This is a genomic window from Nonomuraea sp. NPDC049714 (assembly GCF_044465295.1).
Classification (GTDB): Bacteria; Actinomycetota; Actinomycetes; order Streptosporangiales; family Streptosporangiaceae; genus Nonomuraea.
In genome coordinates this window covers 18594-35101 of record NZ_JBITLM010000015.1, presented here as the reverse complement: position 1 = coordinate 35101, position 16508 = coordinate 18594, and the positions used below count along the sequence as shown (strand labels likewise).

The window sequence follows — 16508 nt, the reverse complement described above, 5'->3', positions numbered from 1 at the left end:
CAAGTCGGTCACTGAATCGGCCGGACGTCCACCGTCTTGGGGTCGGGGGCCTTGATCGATGTCTTGGCGCCCCATCCGGTGAAGCGGCTGTCGATCGTCATGGTCTTACCCTCGTGATTGCCCACGTCGAACACCGCCGTCGCCGCGTACGAGCTCTTCACCCTGCTCACGAGCCCGGCGGAGGTAAGGGTGAGGGCGTAGGTGACCGTCGCGTCGTCCTGCATGCGCAGCGGGACGGACATGGCGAACCAGGGCGAGATCTTGTCGAGCTCCTTGAAAGTGATCTTCCCCGTGATGGCGCGCTTGGTCAGTTTGCCCTTCTTGATAAGCGCGGCCAGGGTCTTGGACTCGGCGGGGTTGATGACCTGCCCGTTGAAACTGCCACCCCCGGCGACTCCGCGCGAGCGCCTGGCCCAGGTCTTCCCCTCCAGAAGCAGGAGCGACGGGCTCTTGAGGTAGCTGAACTTGCCGACGGAGATGACCCTCTCGAGCCTGTCGGGAGCGAAGGTGGTCACGATGTCGTGGGCCACGATGCCCTTGGCGTTGAACTGGAAGGTGCCCTTGCGGCTCTGCACCTTGGTCTTCTCGCCCGACAGGGTGGTGGTCTCGGTGAAGCGCACGCCGTGCCCGGCGACGAATTCGCTCTTCAGCGCCCGTACGGGATCTTTGGCCTTGGGGGCCGTGGCGTGGGCGGGGAGGGCCACCAGCAGGGGGGCGCAGGCCGCCAGCGCGATGATCGTCTTTCTCATGAAGGTGATCATGCCGAAGGCGGGTCACGGGCAGGCCACGGCCTCGGTCAGGCTGCGCACCAGCAGGGACTCGACGCCGAGCAGCATCTCCTGCGCCGTCTCCCGGGACAGGTAGGCGGTGTCGATGATGAGGCTGAGCTGCCCGGTGTCGGGCGCCGTTCCCACCGTGAAGAACACCTTGAACCGGACTCCGGGCCACGCGTTCGTGACGTACGTGTGGGTCTTCCCGGTGAGGGGGGCCAGGTCCGCCTCCGGTGCGAGCCCGGGCAGGTTCGGCCAGCTGCCGCCCCCTCGCCGGTCGTTGAAGAAGGCGTCCAGGTCCGGCTCACGGCCGCGCCGCCGGCCGACCTCCTCACGCATGGCCTGCATGGCGAACGGGTCGTAGTGCGCGTTGCGGTAGGCCATGAGGGCGCTGCGGTGCGCGGCCCGGCAGGTGTCGGCGAAGTCGGTGCCCGGCAGGTCGAGCACCAGCAGCCCGTCCTGCCCCACGGTGGCGACCATGCTCTCGGTACGGGGATCGCGCCGGTTGCTGTGGACCAGTTGCATGACGGCCCGCCGGCGGCCGTTCACCCGGGCCAGGGCGGTGGCGCAGGCGGCGATCAGGATGCTGGTCGTGCTGATCGTCCACCGTTCGGCCAGCCGGACGGCCGCGGCGGCGAGCGCGACCGACTCCATGCCGACCTCGATGAACCGGGGGTCCTCCGGCTCGCCCGCGGGATGGTCGAACACCTCCAGCGGCACCTCTTCGAGCACCGGGCGCCAGTAGCGGATGGACCTGGCCGAGCGGGCCTGGTACGGCTCGGTGCGCTCCAGCTCCGCCTGGTCCAGGGGCGTCCACGTGTCGGCGGGCGGGTCCTCGCCCCTGAGCAGTCCCCGCCACCGCGCGGAGAGCAGGCTCAGCGCCTGGAAGTCCACCGCCAGGTGGGAGAAGGCGAACGCCAGCGCCTTCGGCCGGCCGTCGGCCGTCACGACGGCGCAGCGCAGCGGCAGGTCCACGCCGTGCGCGAAGACGGTCCTGCTCAGCTCGCCGGCGAGCCGTTCGGCCGCCTCCAACGCCCGCTCCTGGCCTGCCTCCACCAGCTCCACGGTCAGCTCACCGCTGCCGGCCACCCGTTGCACCGGCCCGTCCGGCGTGTCGGCGAAGGTGGTGCGCAGGCTGTCGTGGCGTTCGAGCAGCACGCGCAGCGCCTCCAGCACCGTGCCGAGGTCGCGCCTGCCGTAGACGGGCAGCACCCAGGGGCAGTTGAGGAAGGACTGGCTGTCGCCCATCAGGTGGACGGCCCGCCACATCAGCCGCTGCCCCCACGTGAGCGTCCCCTCGCCGTCCCGCTGCCCGCCGAACGTCACCGTCCGGACGTCCTTCCGGCTCGCGGTCATCGCTGCGGCTGCCCGGCCATCAGGTCGGCGAGGTGGGCGGCCAGGGTGCTCACGTACTCGAAGGACGACAGGTCGCCGCTGAGGTCGACGTCCACGCCGAAGACGTCCTCGATCGCGTCGACGAGCCTGATCAGGGCCAGCGAGCTGAGCCCGAGTGCCGAGAGCGAGTGGCCGCCCGCGAGCACCTCCTCGGCGCTGATCTCGCCGTCGGACAGGCCGGCGATCATGTCGGCCAGCTTCCGCTCGAGCTCCTCCCCGCCCGTCGTCACAGCGCACCCCCCGTGCCGCCCACACCGGCGGGGGCGTTGGGGGCGTCGTCGGCGTCCTGGCGGGCGCGGACGCTGCGCGGCCGCATGTCCGTCCAGACCTCGTCGATGTGCGCCAGGCACTGCTCCCTGCCGCCGGCGAAGCCCTCGGCCCGCCAGCCGTCCGGGAGTGGCCGGTCCGCGGGCCACAGCGAGTACTGCTCCTCGTCGTTGACCACCACCTGGTGGCGTGGGGACTCGGTCATGTCAATGCCTCCGTCTTGTCACGCTTGTCGTTCTTGTCGTTCTTGTCGTTCTTGTCGTTCTTGTCGTTCTTGTCGTTCTTGTCGGGCGCGGTGGAGCCGGTGGACGTGGTGGTGCGGCGCAGGGCCTGTACGCCGACCAGGTCGTCGGCGATGGCGTCGGGCACCTCCTGGTCGAAGCGGGCCAGCGCCGGGATCCGCATGGCGATCAGGGTGATCACCAGGATGGCGGCGCCGAAGAGCAGGTACATGAAGCCGATGCCGCGTCCCGGTCCGGTGCCGATGAGCGCGCCGACGGTCGGGGCCAGCGCGCCGTCGTCCAGGAGCAGCGGATCGAGGACCGAGGCGGCGTACGGGGCGACCAGGCCGAAGCCGACGGGCAGTGTGGACCAGGCGATGAGCGTGTTCATCGCGAACACCCGGCCGTGGAACCGCTGGGGCACCTTGACCTGCACGATCGTGGTGTAGATGCCGTTGAGCAGGGTGAGCCAGGCCGTCATGCCGCACACCCCGATCGCGATCACGGTCAGGTCGGCGCGCATGCCGGTGACCACGCAGAAGACGCCCAGGGCCAGGGTGCACAGCAGCACGCCGCGCAGCCGCAGACGGCGCGGACCACCCCAGACGATCATGATGAGCGCGCCCGCGAAGGTGCCGACGCCGGCCAGGAAGGAGATCCGGCCGACGTCGGCGAGCCCGGCGAAGGAGAGCACCAGCGGCGAGAACATCAGCAGGAGCGGCGACAGGAACACGTTCAGCACGACGAAGAACAGCAGCATGCCGACGAAGCCGCGGTGACCGAGCGAGTAGCGCAGCCCGCCGAGGATCTCCGCCTTGATCGACTCGCGCCGTCGCCAGGGCATGGTGGCGGGGAACTTCACCATCAGCAGGATGACGATCGCGATCGCGTAGCTGGCCACGTCCAGGATGAGGATGCCGCCGAGGCCGATGCCGGCGAGCAGGCCGACCGCGAAGATGGGCACCAGGAGCTGGGTGGTGCCGTTGCTGAGCTGCATGACGCCGACCGCGTGCCCGAGGTAGCGCTTGGGCACGATCTGCGGCACGGCCGAGAAGTACGCGAGCCGCTGGAAGGTGAGCGCGACCGACAGGCAGCCCAGCAACGGGTAGATCATCGGCACGGACAGGTTGCCGGTCCACAGCAGCACGCCGAAGGCGAGCTGGATGGTGAACGCCGCGGCGTCGGCGGTGAGCATCACCCGCCGACGGCTCGTCCGGTCGATGATCGCCCCCGCGATCGGGGCGGTGAGCAGGCCGGGCACCAGGCCGACGACGGCCATCAGGGCGAACTGCGCCACCGACCCCGTCGTGGTGTAGATCCACAGGGGGACGGCGAACTCGGTGAGCGCCGTGCCCATGATGGAGACGAGCTGGCTCAGCACGACGGCGAGGAAGCGCGGGATGCCGGGCTGTGGTCCCGCCGGCCCCGCCGGCCCGGCCGCCCCGGCCGCCGTCGAGGGCGTGTCGGCGTGGGACACGTCGTGCAGCCACCAGGTGGCGTCGGGATCGCGTGCCGGTTTCAGCCGCGCGGGCGGCTTGGACAGCTTGGGGTGGACGGTGGTGACGATCTCGGCCAGCTCTTCGGCCCGATATTTCAGGAAAAAGTGCCCGGCTTCCGCGAGCACCACCACGGCCGACGTCGAGGTAAGGAAGTGCCATTCACGGAAGCGCTCCTGGTAGTAGTCCGTCGCCGGGTCCTCGGAGCCGACCACGCTGATCACCGGGGCGCGCAGCCGGTCGGGCCCGGCCTCGAACAGGCGGGTGTAGTACTCCTCGGCCTCCCGGGAGTCGCGGCGCATGTTCCGCACGATCCGGCGGGCCTGCGCGGGGTCGAGCTCGCTCATGTCCACGCCCTGCGAGATCAGCCAGTTGACGTAGCGCTGGTCGCTGCGCAGCCGCTCCGCCTCGGCGAAGCGGGCGATCCGCGACATCAGGGCGCCCCGTGGCCGGGCGAAGGGGAAGATCCCGCCGATGTGGACGGCGGTGAGATCCCGTCCCGCGGCCTCCAGCCGGAGGGCGATCGCCACGGTCACGGCCGAGCCGACACCGCAGTGACCGTACAGCGCGATCGGGCCGTCGACCTTCTCCAGGATCTCGCTCACGCAGGTGGCGACCAGCTCGTCCAGCGACAGCGGGTCCTCCTCCAGGCCCACGTCGTGACCGGGGATCGCCACCGACCACAGCGCGTGCCCGTCCGGCAGGGCGTCGGCGAGTGGTTGGTAGACGACCGCGCTGCCGCCGCCGTAGGGAACGCACACATGGCTGAGCACCGGCGCCAGGCTGCGGGCGGGGGTCAGGCGGTGCAGCAGCGAGCGGGGGCCGCGCCGCTCGGCGGGGGTGTCGGCGAGCGCCGCCAGCTCGCGGATCGTGGGGTGCTTGAACACGTCCATCACGCTGACCGCGCCGCCGGTCTGCTTGCGCAGCCTGGCCACCACCTGGGTGGCGAGCAGGGAGTGGCCGCCGAGGTCGAAGAAGTCGTCGTCGACGCCGATCGCCTCGACACCGAGCAGCTCGCCCCAGATCGCGGCGAGGGCCAGCTCGGTCGGCGTGCCGGGGGCGATGAGCTCGATCCCGGCGTCCCGGCCCGCGACCGGCGCCGGCAGGGTCCGCCGGTCCAGCTTGCCGCTGGGGCCGAGCGGCAGGGCGGCCAGGGTGACGTAACCGCTCGGCACCATGTAGTCGGGCAGCGTCCTCTTGAGCTCGGCGCGGATGCCGGCGTGGTCGAGCACCCCGTCGAGCACCCCGTCGAGCACCCCGTCGAGGTCCTCCGCCCGGTCGGCGTCGGCCGGCGTGATGTAGGCCACCAGGCGCGGATCGCCGGGCCGGTCCTCACGGACGATCACGGCGGCGTCCCGGACGGCGGGCAGGGCGCGGAGCGCCGCCTCGATCTCGCCGAGTTCGATCCGCAGACCGCGCAGCTTCACCTGGGTGTCCAGCCGGCCGAGGAACTCCAGGGCGCCGTCGGGGCGGTGCCTGGCCAGATCGCCGGTGCGGTAGAGCCGGGAGCCCGGCGGGCCGTACGGGTTGGGCACGAACCGCTCGGCGGTGAGCGCGGGCCTGTTCAGGTAACCCCGGGCCAGGCCCGCGCCGGCGATGAACAGCTCGCCCGGCACGCCGATCGGCACCGGCTCCATGGCCTCGTCGAGGACGTACAGGGCGGTGTTGGCGATCGGGGTGCCGATCGGCACGCGGGCCGCCGTGGTGAGCGTCGCGGGGCGGCAGTGCCAGGCCGACACGTCGACGGCCGCCTCGGTCGGGCCGTACAGGTTGTGCAGCTCGGCGGCGGGCAGCGTGGCGACGCAGCGGCGGGCCAGGTCGGCGGGCAGTTCCTCGCCCGAGCAGATCACCCGGCGGAGCGCGCCGCAGCCGGACGCGCCCTCCTCACCGAGGAAGACGGCGAGCATCGACGGCACGAAGTGGGCGGTGGTCACGCCCTCGGTGACGATCAGCTTGCGCAGGTAGGCCGCGTCCTTGTGGCCGCCGGGGGTGGCCAGCGCGAGCCTGGCGCCGATCCTCAGCGGCCAGAACAGCTCCCACACCGACACGTCGAAGCTCAGCGGCGTCTTCTGCGCCACCACGTCGCCGGCGTCGAGCCCGAACCGCTCCTGCATCCAGTCGAGGCGGTTGGCGATGCCGGCGTGCGTGTTGGGCACGCCCTTGGGCCGTCCGGTGGAGCCGGAGGTGTAGATGACGTAGGCGACGTCGTCCGGTCGCACCTCGGGAAGCGGCCCGGAGGCGCCGGTCCAGACGCCGGGGTCGTCCAGGTCGAGGGTGATCGCGGTGGTGGGCGGTAGCGTCGGCCGGATCCTGGCCTGGGTGAGGAGCGCGGCCGGCGCCGCGTCCGACAGCATGAACGCCACCCGGTCGGCCGGGTAGTCGGGGTCGATCGGCAGGTACGCCGCGCCCGCCTTGAGCACGCCCAGCAGCGCGGGCAGCAGCTCCAGCGAGCGTTCGGCGCAGACGGCGACGACCGACCCGGCGCCCACCCCGAGGCCGCGTAGCGTGTGCGCGACCTGGTCGGCGGCCGTGTCCAGCTGCTCGTAGGTGAGCGAGCGGCCCTCGAAGCGCACGGCGGTCGCCTCGGGTGTGCGGGCGGCCTGCTCCTGGATCGGGCCGTGCAGGGTGGCCGGGCCGGGGAAGTGCCTGGCGGTGTCGTTCCAGTCCTCCACGACCAGGCGCCGCTCGTCGCCGGTGAGCAGGTCGAGCTGCGACAGCCGCAGCCCGGGCCGGGCGGCCACCCGCGCCAGCAGGGTGCTCAGGTGGCCGGCCAGCCGCTCGACGGTGGCCGCGTCGAACAGGTCGGTGTTGTAGACGAAGAGCCCGGACGAGCCGCCGTTCGGGTCGTCGGTGACGTAGAGCTCCAGGTCGTAGCGGGTCGCCCAGGTGTCCAGGGGGAAGTCCGCCACGCTCAGCCCGGCCGGCGGGGTGATGGTGGCGTCGCGGAAGTTCTGCATGGCGAGGATGACGCCGAACAGCGGCGACCTGGACACGTCACGGGGCAGGTCCAGCTCGGAGACGAGCTGCTCGAAGGGCAGGTCCTGGTGGGCGAAGGCGTCCACGGCGACCTCGCGCACCCGCTCCAGCAGCTCGGCGAAGGTGGGGTCGCCCGACAGGTCCACCCGCATCGTGAGCATGTTCACGAAGCAGCCGATCACCCCGTCCAGCTCCGGAGCCTGGCGGCCCGCCACCGGTGATCCGACCGCGACGTCGGAGGCGCCCGCGTAGCGGCCGAGGAGCGCGGCGAACCCGGCCAGCATCGTCATGTACGGCGTGGCGCCGTGCTCACGGCCCAGGCGCGCCAGCTCGGCGGAGACCTCGGGGCTCAGCGGGAAGGCTCGCGCCGCGCCGGTGTAGGTGCGTTCCGGCGGGCGGGGCCGGTCGGTCTGCAGGTCCAGCGGCTCCAGCCCGGCCAGCCGGTCGCGCCAGAAGTCCAGGTCACGCCGCGACGGCGGCAGATCGCGCTGCCAGGCCGCGTAGTCGCCGTACCCGACCTCGGGGGGCGTCGGCGGCTCGCCCTCGTAGCGGCCGAAGACCTCCCGCAGCAGCAGGTCGGCCGACCAGCCGTCGGCGGCGATGTGGTGCACCGCGATGACCAGCACATGATCGTCGACGGCCAGCCGCACCAGCAGCGCCCGCGCCACCGGACCGGCGGCGAGGTCGAACGGCTCGGCCAGGAACTCCTCCACCAGCGCCCTGGCGGCGGCCTCGTCGTGGGCGTCGCGGCGGGTCAGCGGCAGCGTGACGTCGTCCGCGACCTCCACCCGCGGCCGGCCGTCCCAGGTCGCGGGGTAGCGCATGCGCAGCGCGTCATGGGCGGCCACCACGGCGTCGAGCGCGGCGGCGAGCGCCGCCACGTCGAGCGGGCCGCGCAGCCGCAGCCTGATCGGGATGGTGAGCTGCGTGGTGCCGGGCGCGAACTGCTCCAGGAACCACAGCCGCTCCTGGGCGTGCGACAGCGGCGGCGGCTGGTGGCCGGGCCGGGCGGGAATGGTGCGCCGCACCGGCGCCACCGCACCGCGCCGCAGCCGCCGCGCGAGCAGCTCCTGCTTGGCGGCCGACAGTTCGGTGGCGGGCAGTTCGGTGGCGGGCAGTTCGGTGGCGGGCTGGGCGTCCGGGCCGGTCAACGGGGCACCTCCACATCCAGCAGGCGAGCCGCCTCCGCGTCGGAGAGGCCTGACAACTGTTCGATCAGCAGGTTCTCGACCGCGGCCGCCAGCTCGGCGACGCTCGGCCGGTCGAACACGGTGCGGATCGGCACCTCCACCTCGAGCGCGTTCCCGAGCAGGGCCGCGACCCGGGTGGCCAGCAGCGAGTGGCCGCCGAGCGCGAAGAAGTCGTCGAGTGTGCCGACCCGTCCGACGTCCAGGCCGAGCACCTGCTCCCACACCCCGGCCACCAGCGCCTCCGCGTCGGTTCCCGGTGGCACGAACAGCGCCGCCGCCTCCGGCTCGGGGGCCGGCAGGGCGGCGGGGTCGATCTTGCCGGTGATGGTGAGCGGCAGCGCGTCCAGCGGCACCCAGCTCGTGGGCACCAGGTGGGCCGGCAGGCGCGCGGCCAGGTGCCGGCGCAGCTCGTCCGGCTGTGCCGCGCCGACCACGTACGCCACCAGCCGGTCCGCGGCCGCGGTCACCACCGCCTGGCGCACCCCTGGATGGGCCAGCAGCGCGGCCTCCACCTCGCCCGGCTCCACCCGGAAGCCGCGTACCTTCACCTGGCCGTCCAGGCGGCCCAGGAATTCCAGCGTCCCGTCCGGCAGCCTCCGCGCCCGGTCCCCTGTCCGGTAGAGCCTGGATCCTGGTGGTCCGTACGGGTCGGGGATGAACCGTTCGGCGGTCAGCGCCGGACGGCCCAGGTAACCCCGCGCCAGTCCGGCTCCGCCCAGGCACAGCTCGCCGGGGAAGCCTGGCGGCACGGGTTCGCCGTACGGGCCGAGGACGTGCGCGGTCGTGCCGTCGAGCGGCCACCCGATGGGCGGGCGGCGGGTCGCGTCGTCCACGCCGAGGGTGACCGCCGTGGCGATGACGGTCGCCTCGGTGGGCCCGTAGGTGTTGACCAGCCTGATCCGATCGCCGAACCGGTCCCGCCACCGCGCCACGGCCGTGGCCTGGACCTGCTCACCGCCGAGGATGACCAGCCGCAGCCCCTCGGGCCAGGCCACGTCGTCGGGCGACTCGGTGAGCCGGTGCCAGTAGGCGGTGGGCAGGTCCAGCACGGTCACCTCCCGGCCCGCCGGGGTGCGCAGCGCGGCGGGCAGGCTGAGCGCCCCGTCCGGCAGCAGCAGCACGCCCGCGCCGGCGGTCAGCGCCGGGTACAGCTCTTCGACGTGGGCGTCGAAGCTGAGCGAGGCGAACTGGACGACGCGGTCGCCCGGCCGCAGGTCGTACGCCTCCCGCATCCAGCGGACGCGTCCGGCGAGGCTGCCGTGCTCGACCAGCACGCCCTTCGGCACGCCGGTCGAGCCGGAGGTGTAGATGACGTACGCCGGGTCGTCGGGCTCGACCTCGTGCCAGCCGCCGAGCCAGCGGTCGTCGCCGCGCCGGGCCTCGTCGGCGGCGATGAGCGTGACGGTGTCCGGCGGCAGCCGCCGGGCGAGCCGTTCATCGGTCACCACCAGGCGGGCGGCGCTGTCGCCGATCAGGAAGGCTAGCCGTTCGTCGGGATGGTCCGGGTCGAGCGGCAGGTACGCGCCGCCGGCCCGCCAGATGGCCAGCAGCGCCACCACCGCCTCGGCCGAGCGGTCCAGGAACGCGCCGACCACGCACCCGTCGGCGACGCCGCGCCGCCGCAGCGCCGCGGCGAGCCGCGCCACCCTGAGGTCGAGCTCGGCGTAGCTCACCCGCTCCGCGCCGCACAGCAGGGCGGTGGCGTCGGGAGTGGCGGCGACCGCCCGCTGGAAGAGCACCGGCACGGGTTCGCTCTGCCGGTACGGTGCGCCGCCACCCGTCAGGGCGGCCGGGTCGCCGCCGCCTGCCAGGGCGGCCGTGTCGCGGCCGGTCAGCAGCGGCAGCCGCGACAGCGGGGTCTCGGGGGCGTCGGCGATGCCGCGCAGCAGCACGGCGAACCGCTCCGCCAAGCCCTCGACGGTGGCCGCGTGGAACAGGGTGGCGTCGTAGCCGAGCACGGCGAGCAGCCCCTCGTCGTTACGCCAGGTCTCCAGCGCCAGGTCGAACTTGGCCTGCCGGAACCCGCCGTCGAACAGCTCCACGCCCAGGCCGCCGACCCGCTCCGGCGGCGCGCCGTCGCCCGCCTGACTGTGCAGGATGATCATGGTGGCGAGGAGTGGATTGCGCTGCAGGTCGCGGGGCACGCCCAGCTCGCCGATGAGCCGTTCGAACGGCACGGCGCGGTGCGCGTGCGCGTCCAGCACCGTGCCGCGGGTGGCGGCGAGCAGGTCGCGGAAAGGCGGGTCGCCCGTGAGGTCGCCGCGCAGGACCAGGGTGTCGGTGAGGTAGCCGATGACCGGTTCCAGCTCGACCCGGTCGCGGGTCGCCCACGGCGTGCCGACCAGGATGTCGCTCTGCCCGGTGTGCCGGGCCAGCAGCACCTGGTAGGCGGCGACCAGCACCATGAACAGGGACGCGCCGTGCTCCTGGGCCAGTCGTTCCAGGCGGGCGACGACCTCCTGCGGGATCCGGAAGGTGTGGAAGGCGCCCTCGGGCCGTTCCCCGCCGGGCTTGTCCGTGGGCAGCTCCAGCAGGGGCGGCTCGGCCAGGCGGCGGCGCCAGTAGTCCAGCGACTCCTCGGCTGCCTCGCCCCGGTCGCGCTCCCGCTGCCACAGCGCGATGTCGCCGAACTGCACCGGCAGCGGGGCGAGCGGGGGCTCGGCGCCGGCGGCCGCGGCCTGGTAGAAGGCGAACAGGTCGTCGAACAGGACGCTGAACGACGAGCCGTCGGCGATGATGTGGTGCAGCACGAAGCACAGGACGTGGTGGCCGGGGCCGATCGTGAGCAGGGTGATCCGCAGCGGGGGCGCCCCGGCCAGGTCGAACGGCGCGTTGGTGCGCTCGGCGACCAGCCGTCGCGCCCGCTCCTCCGGGTCGGCCTTACAGTCGGCCGTTGAGTCGCGCTCCGGGGCGGCGTCTGAGGCGGCGTCCGGGGTCAGGTCCAGGCGTTCGACCTGGACGGGGCCGGGCGGGTGGATGACGGCGATCGGCTCGCCGTTCACGTCGGGGAAGCGGGTGCGCAGGCTCTCGTGCCGCGCCACCAGCGCCTCCAGCGCGGCATCCAGCGCGCCGACGTCCAGCGCGCCGCGCAGCCGCAGCACGAGGCACATGTTGTACGACGCGTCGCGCGGGTCGAACCGTTGCAGGAACCACAATCGCTCCTGGCCGAACGACAGCGGCGGGCTCACCCCTGGCGGCCGGCGCACGGGCCTGTCATCCCCCTCGTCCGGGTCGTCCGCCGTGGGCTGGTCGGCGCGGAGGCGGGTGATCTCCTCGACGATCCCGGTGATGGTGGGATCGTCGAAGAAGGCGTCCAGCGACACGTCGACGCCGAGCCGTTCCCTGATCCGGGCGGTGATCTGGGTCATGGTGAGCGAATGACCGCCGAGGTCGAACAGGTCGTCGTCAACGCCGATCTCGTCCACGTCGGCTGGATCCAGCACCTCCCGCCAGATCCGCCCAACGGTATCGACCAGATCCCCCCGCACAGAACCCGTCAGGTTCCCTCCGACCGGGCTCGGGGCTACGGCCGGGGCGTCACTGGAGTCGGTCAGCGCTCCTGAGGAGACCGGCAGCGCCGCGCGGTCGAGCTTGCCGACCGGGGTCAGCGGAAGGGCGTCCAGCAGAACGTACGAGCTCGGCAGCATCGCAGGTGGCAGCGTCCTGGCCAGATGGGCGTTCAGCGCGCCGGGCTCAAGGACCGCGCGAGCCTCGACGGCCGCACCAGGGCCAGGAACCGGGCCGGGCCCGAAGGCCGCACCGGGTCCCGAGGCCGGGCTGGGTTCGGAGGCCCCGCCGGGTCCGGGTGCGGGCCTGATGGGCGCGTCAGGTCTGGAGGGGACGTTCGGGGCTGGGACGACGTAGGCGATCAGGCGGGGGTCGTCGGCGTCGGTGTCGCGGACGATCACCGCTGCTTCGGCCACCTCGGGGTGCTCCAGCAGGCGGGTCTCGATCTCGCCGAGTTCGATCCGGTGTCCCAGGAGCTTGACCTGGCCGTCCTGACGGCCGAGGAACTCGATCTCGCCGTCGGCCCGATACCGGGCCAGGTCTCCCGTGCGATACAGCCGCGAACCGGGCGGGCCGTACGGGTCGGGGACGAATCGTTCGGCCGTACGGCCTGGCCTGCCCCGGTAACCGCGGGCCACCCCGGCTCCGCCGACGCAGAGCTCGCCCGCGACGCCCATCGGCACCGGGCGCAGGGCCTCGTCGAGCAGGTAGATCTGGGTGTTGGCGAGCGGGCGGCCGATCGTGACCGTGTCCCCGAGCTCGCCGTACGTGCTCCAGATCGTCGTCTCGGTCGGGCCGTACACGTTGAGCACCCGGTCGCAGCGGGCGCGTAACTCCTCCGCGAGCCCGGGCGGCAGCGCCTCGCCTCCGGTCAGCGCGGTCACGCCGCCGATGCCGCCCGGCAGCAGCAGCCGCCACACCGACGGGGTGGCCTGTACGTGCGTGACGCCCTGCTCGGCGACCAGCCGCGCCAGCGCCTCCGGCCGCCGCACCGCGCCGTGCGGGGCGACGACGATCCGGCCACCGGTGACCAGCGGCAGGTAGAGCTCCAGCGCGGAGATGTCGAACGCGGGCGAGGTGAGGGCGAGCCAGGTGTCGGCGGGACCGGACTTGAGCCGGTCGCGCATCGCGAGCAGCAGGTTGGCCAGGTTCCGATGGTCGACCTCGACCCCCTTGGGCCTCCCCGTGGATCCCGAGGTGTAGATCACGTACGCGATCTCGTCCGGCTCCGGCCCGGTCCCCCCGACGAGCTTCAGCCCGGAATCAGGATCCCCCTCACCGACGACGAGCGCCGGGACGGAAAGGTCCGGGGTGGGCGTTTCGGACAGCAGGAGACGGGGCTTCGCGTCGGCCGTGATCATGGCGAGGCGTTCGGCCGGGTGGTCCGGGTCCAGGGGCAGGTAGGCGGCGCCGCACCGGTGGACGGCGAGCAGGCTGATCAGGAGGTTGTCGGAGCGTCGCAGGTGGACCGCGACCAGGTCCCCGCGCGCGACGCCGGCGGCGCGCAGCCGCAGGGCGAGACGGTCGGCCGCGGCGTCCAGGCCGGCGAAGCTGAGCGAGCGGTCCTGGCACGTCACGGCGGTCGCGTCCGGGCGGGCCCGCACCTGCTCGGCGAACAGGCCGGGCAGGGTGGCGCCGGCGGGGTAGGCGGCGGCGGTGTCGTTCCACTCGGTGAGCAACCGCCGTCGCTCGGCCGCCGGCAGGACGTCCAGGTCGGACAGGTGGGTGTCGGGCTCGGCGGCGGCGTCGCGCAGCAGGGCGCGCAGGCCGTCGGCGAACCGGGTCACGGTGCCGGTGTCGACGGCCGCCGGGTCGAACCGCAGGCACAGGGCCAGCCCGTCGGGTCCGTCGACGAACTGCAGGTGCAGGGCGTTGCGTACGCCCCCGCCGAACATCATGCGGTCGACGGAGAGCTCCAGGCCGGGAAAGACCGGGTCGGCCGCCGCCTTGCGGTAGCTGATCGACACCGGTATCGCGGCGCCGCCCGGCGGCAGGCCGGCCGCCCGAGCCAGGGGCACTTCCCGGAACCGGTACAGCTCGCGCAGTTCGCTCCGGATGTCCTGGACGAACCGGCCGAACGCCTGGTCGGCCGCAGGGCGGGACAGCACGGCCAGTTCGTTGACGAACGGCCCGATGTGCTCGCGGGTGGCGGGCCCGCGCGTGGTCACGTCGATCGCGACCGCCACGTTCTCGGTGCCGTACCGGAACAGCAGCGCGTGCACCCCGGCGAGCAGCACCTCGAAGGTCGTCGCACCGACCGCCGCGGCCACCGCGGCGGCGTCCCTGCCGAGTTCGCGGTCGACGCCGACGTCGATCTGCTCGCCGACGCCGATCTGCCCGGCGACGCCGTGTCGCCCGGTGGTGCGGCGTTGGCCGGGCAGGACGAGGTCGGTGGGCCGCGTCCAGCGGGCGGCCCAGAAGTCGCGGGCGGCGGGCAGGGCTGCCGACACGCGCTGGTGTTCGGCGCGCACGACGTCGTCGATGGGCAGTGGTGGCACGGGACCCGGCGTCCCGGAGCCCATCCGGGACGCGTAGCAGCGTGCCAGGTCGTTGATCAGGATGTCCTTGGACATGCCGTCGAAGACCAGGTGGTGGGCGACGAACAGCAGCAGGTGCCGGTTCGGCCCGGCGGGCGCGAGCGTGAACCGGGCCAGCGGCCCCTTCTCCAGGTCGAAGCCCCGTGCGCTCTCCTGCCGGATGAGGGCGCCGGTGGCCGGACCGACGTCGTCGGTGAGCGTGACGGACGGCTCGGCCCCCGTGACCAGCCGCGGCCCGTCGCCGCTCTCCTCCACGGCGGTGGCCAGCACCGGATGCCGGGCGGCCACGTCCGCGCACGCCGACAGCAGTGCGCCCACGTCGAGGTAGCCGTCGAGCCAGAGGGCGAGCGGCATGTGGTAGGCCGGACCGGCGCCCATGCGCTCGCTGATCCACATGACTTGCTGGGTGAACGTAGCCGGAAGGCTTTCCTGGTGGTGCGTCATGTCCGTTCTCTCTGTCTCATCCACTGGCGCTTGAAGTCGGTTCTCACGTGGACGCGTCCGGGCTGCCGAGCAGGTCGAGGAGCCGCGGCTTCACCACCTTCCCGACATGGTTCTTCGGCAGTTCGGGCAGGAACAGCAGCCGGCTCGGCAACTCGTGCCTGGCGAGCCGGTCCAGCAGGAACGTCCGCAGGTCGGCGGCGGTGACCGGGGAGCGGGTGACGACGGCGGCGGCGGTCACCCGGCCGAGCACCGGGTGCGGGATGCCGATCACCGCGGCCTCGGCGACCGCGGGATGCTCGAACAGCGCGGCCTCCACCTGGAGGGTGGAGACCTTGTGCGCGCCGGACTTGATGACGTCGCTCTCCCGGTCGACGAGGTAGAGGTAGCCGTCCTGGTCGAGGTAGCCGACGTCGCCCATGCGCACCCAGCCGTCCTGGAAGATGTCGTCGGTCAGCCGCTGGTCCCGGTAGTAGGTCCGGGTCCCGGCGGGGGAACGCAGCCAGACGTGCCCCTGTTCGCCCGGTCCGGCGGGGCTGCCGTCCTCGGCGACGATCTTGAGGTCGCTGCCGGACGAGGGCCGCCCCACCGACGCGGGTCGCTCGGGGTCCACGATCATCGTGGTCTGCGCCGGGGCCGCCTCGGTGGAGGTGTAGTAGTTGACGATCGTCGCCTTCGGGAACGCCGTGGCCATGCCCGCCGCCACGGCCGGCGGCAGGCTGGCGGCGGTGGAGCCGAGCAGCCGTACGCTCGACAGGTCGTGCCGCTCCTGCACCCGGGCGTTGAGCAGCTCGATGGCCATGGCGGGCACCACGAAAACCGTTCCGACGCCGTACGACTCGATCAGGCGGGCGAAGCGGGACGGTGTGAAGCGCGGCAGGGTGAGCGCGGCCGGGCTGGCGTCCAGGGCGTTGACGAGCATGCTCTGGCCGGCGTTGCAGCCGATCGGGAACGCGTGCAGGAAGTGCCGGGAGTGGGCGAGTTTGCGGCGGCGGGGGTGGGTGGAGACGCCGTAGCCGAGGTTGGCGTGGGTGGCGCCGACGCCCTTGGCGCGGCCGGTCGTGCCCGAGGTGTAGATGATCTGGGCCAGCCGGTCGGGCCGCAGGCCACGCCGTACCGGGGTCTCGTCACCGCACTCCAGCTCGGCCGGGGTCGCCCGCCACTCGCCCACCTCGGGTGGCGTGACGTCCGGGCCGTGCAGGACGGCGGTCACGGAGCAGTCCAGCAGCGCGTGCCGCAGCTCGGCGGGCGCGAGCCTGCCGGACAGCGGCACGCTGACGCAGCCGGCCCGCATGACGGCGCACCAGGCGACGGCGAAGTCGATCCAGTCCCGCTCGTCGAACAGCAGCCCGACCCGGTGGCCGGGCGGGAGACCGCGGTCGATCAGCGCGTGCGCGACGGCGTTGGCCCGCCGGTCCCATGCGCCGAAGGTGATCGTGCCCACGTCGGCCACGATGAGCGCCGGGCGCTCGGGCTGCTCCTCAGCACGGTGTGCGAGCAGATCCGGTAGCGTGAGCCGCCGATCATCCCTCATCACGACACGTCACCGAAACATTTCGACAGCATGACGCACTCCCTGATCAACACCGCCGGGCCGAGGGACGACCGCGAACGCTCTTGCAGGGCAGAATAGGCAATGCCGATGCCAATGCAATAGAGAAACTTTAAGACGATTTCCGAAAGGTTTCGACACGCGTCGGCCCAGGGT

7 protein-coding genes are annotated in these 16508 nt (G+C 72.9%); all 7 read right to left on the bottom strand.

Annotated elements, in window-relative coordinates; all coding sequences use genetic code 11:
* Nucleotides 1-8: 8 nt before the first annotated feature.
* Genes ACIBQX_RS41865 through ACIBQX_RS41835 form a run of 7 tightly spaced genes read right to left on the bottom strand, consistent with a single transcriptional unit; the run spans nucleotide 9 to nucleotide 16334 of the window.
* Complete coding sequence (locus ACIBQX_RS41865) at nucleotides 9-749, bottom strand: hypothetical protein (RefSeq protein ID WP_397014732.1); 741 nt, start codon at nucleotides 747-749, stop codon at nucleotides 9-11.
* A 24-nt stretch (nucleotides 750-773) separates the two neighbouring features.
* Nucleotides 774-2126 carry a condensation domain-containing protein gene (locus tag ACIBQX_RS41860; protein ID WP_397014730.1) on the bottom strand — a complete coding sequence of 451 codons (1353 nt, stop codon included), beginning with the start codon at nucleotides 2124-2126 and terminating at the stop codon, nucleotides 774-776.
* Nucleotides 2123-2395, bottom strand: coding sequence for a phosphopantetheine-binding protein (locus tag ACIBQX_RS41855; RefSeq protein WP_397014728.1), 273 nt, complete (start codon nucleotides 2393-2395; stop codon nucleotides 2123-2125). The genes ACIBQX_RS41860 and ACIBQX_RS41855 overlap by 4 nt, the downstream gene beginning before the upstream one ends.
* Entirely contained in the window at nucleotides 2392-2637 is a 246-nt protein-coding gene (locus ACIBQX_RS41850) for an MbtH family protein (RefSeq protein WP_397014726.1), read from the bottom strand. The genes ACIBQX_RS41855 and ACIBQX_RS41850 overlap by 4 nt, the downstream gene beginning before the upstream one ends.
* On the bottom strand, nucleotides 2634-8276 hold the full coding sequence (locus ACIBQX_RS41845) for an amino acid adenylation domain-containing protein (protein ID WP_397014724.1): 5643 nt from the start codon (nucleotides 8274-8276) through the stop codon (nucleotides 2634-2636). The genes ACIBQX_RS41850 and ACIBQX_RS41845 overlap by 4 nt, the downstream gene beginning before the upstream one ends.
* Nucleotides 8273-14803 (bottom strand): amino acid adenylation domain-containing protein, encoded by a 6531-nt coding sequence (locus tag ACIBQX_RS41840; protein ID WP_397014722.1) that lies wholly within the window; start codon nucleotides 14801-14803, stop codon nucleotides 8273-8275. Before ACIBQX_RS41840 ends, ACIBQX_RS41845 begins: the two co-directional genes overlap by 4 nt.
* Before the next feature lie 43 nt (nucleotides 14804-14846).
* On the bottom strand, nucleotides 14847-16334 hold the full coding sequence (locus ACIBQX_RS41835) for a class I adenylate-forming enzyme family protein (protein WP_397014720.1): 1488 nt from the start codon (nucleotides 16332-16334) through the stop codon (nucleotides 14847-14849).
* Between the last annotated feature and the right edge of the window lie 174 nt (nucleotides 16335-16508).

Excerpts from the sequence above, each read along its gene's own strand:
- ACIBQX_RS41865 (WP_397014732.1), bottom strand. The coding sequence starts at position 749 with ATGAGAAAGACGATCATCGCGCTGGCGGCCTGCGCCCCCCTGCTGGTG.
- ACIBQX_RS41860 (WP_397014730.1), bottom strand. The coding sequence starts at position 2,126 with ATGACCGCGAGCCGGAAGGACGTCCGGACGGTGACGTTCGGCGGGCAG.
- ACIBQX_RS41850 (WP_397014726.1), bottom strand. The coding sequence starts at position 2,637 with ATGACCGAGTCCCCACGCCACCAGGTGGTGGTCAACGACGAGGAGCAG.
- ACIBQX_RS41840 (WP_397014722.1), bottom strand. The coding sequence starts at position 14,803 with ATGACGCACCACCAGGAAAGCCTTCCGGCTACGTTCACCCAGCAAGTC.
- ACIBQX_RS41835 (WP_397014720.1), bottom strand. The coding sequence starts at position 16,334 with ATGAGGGATGATCGGCGGCTCACGCTACCGGATCTGCTCGCACACCGT.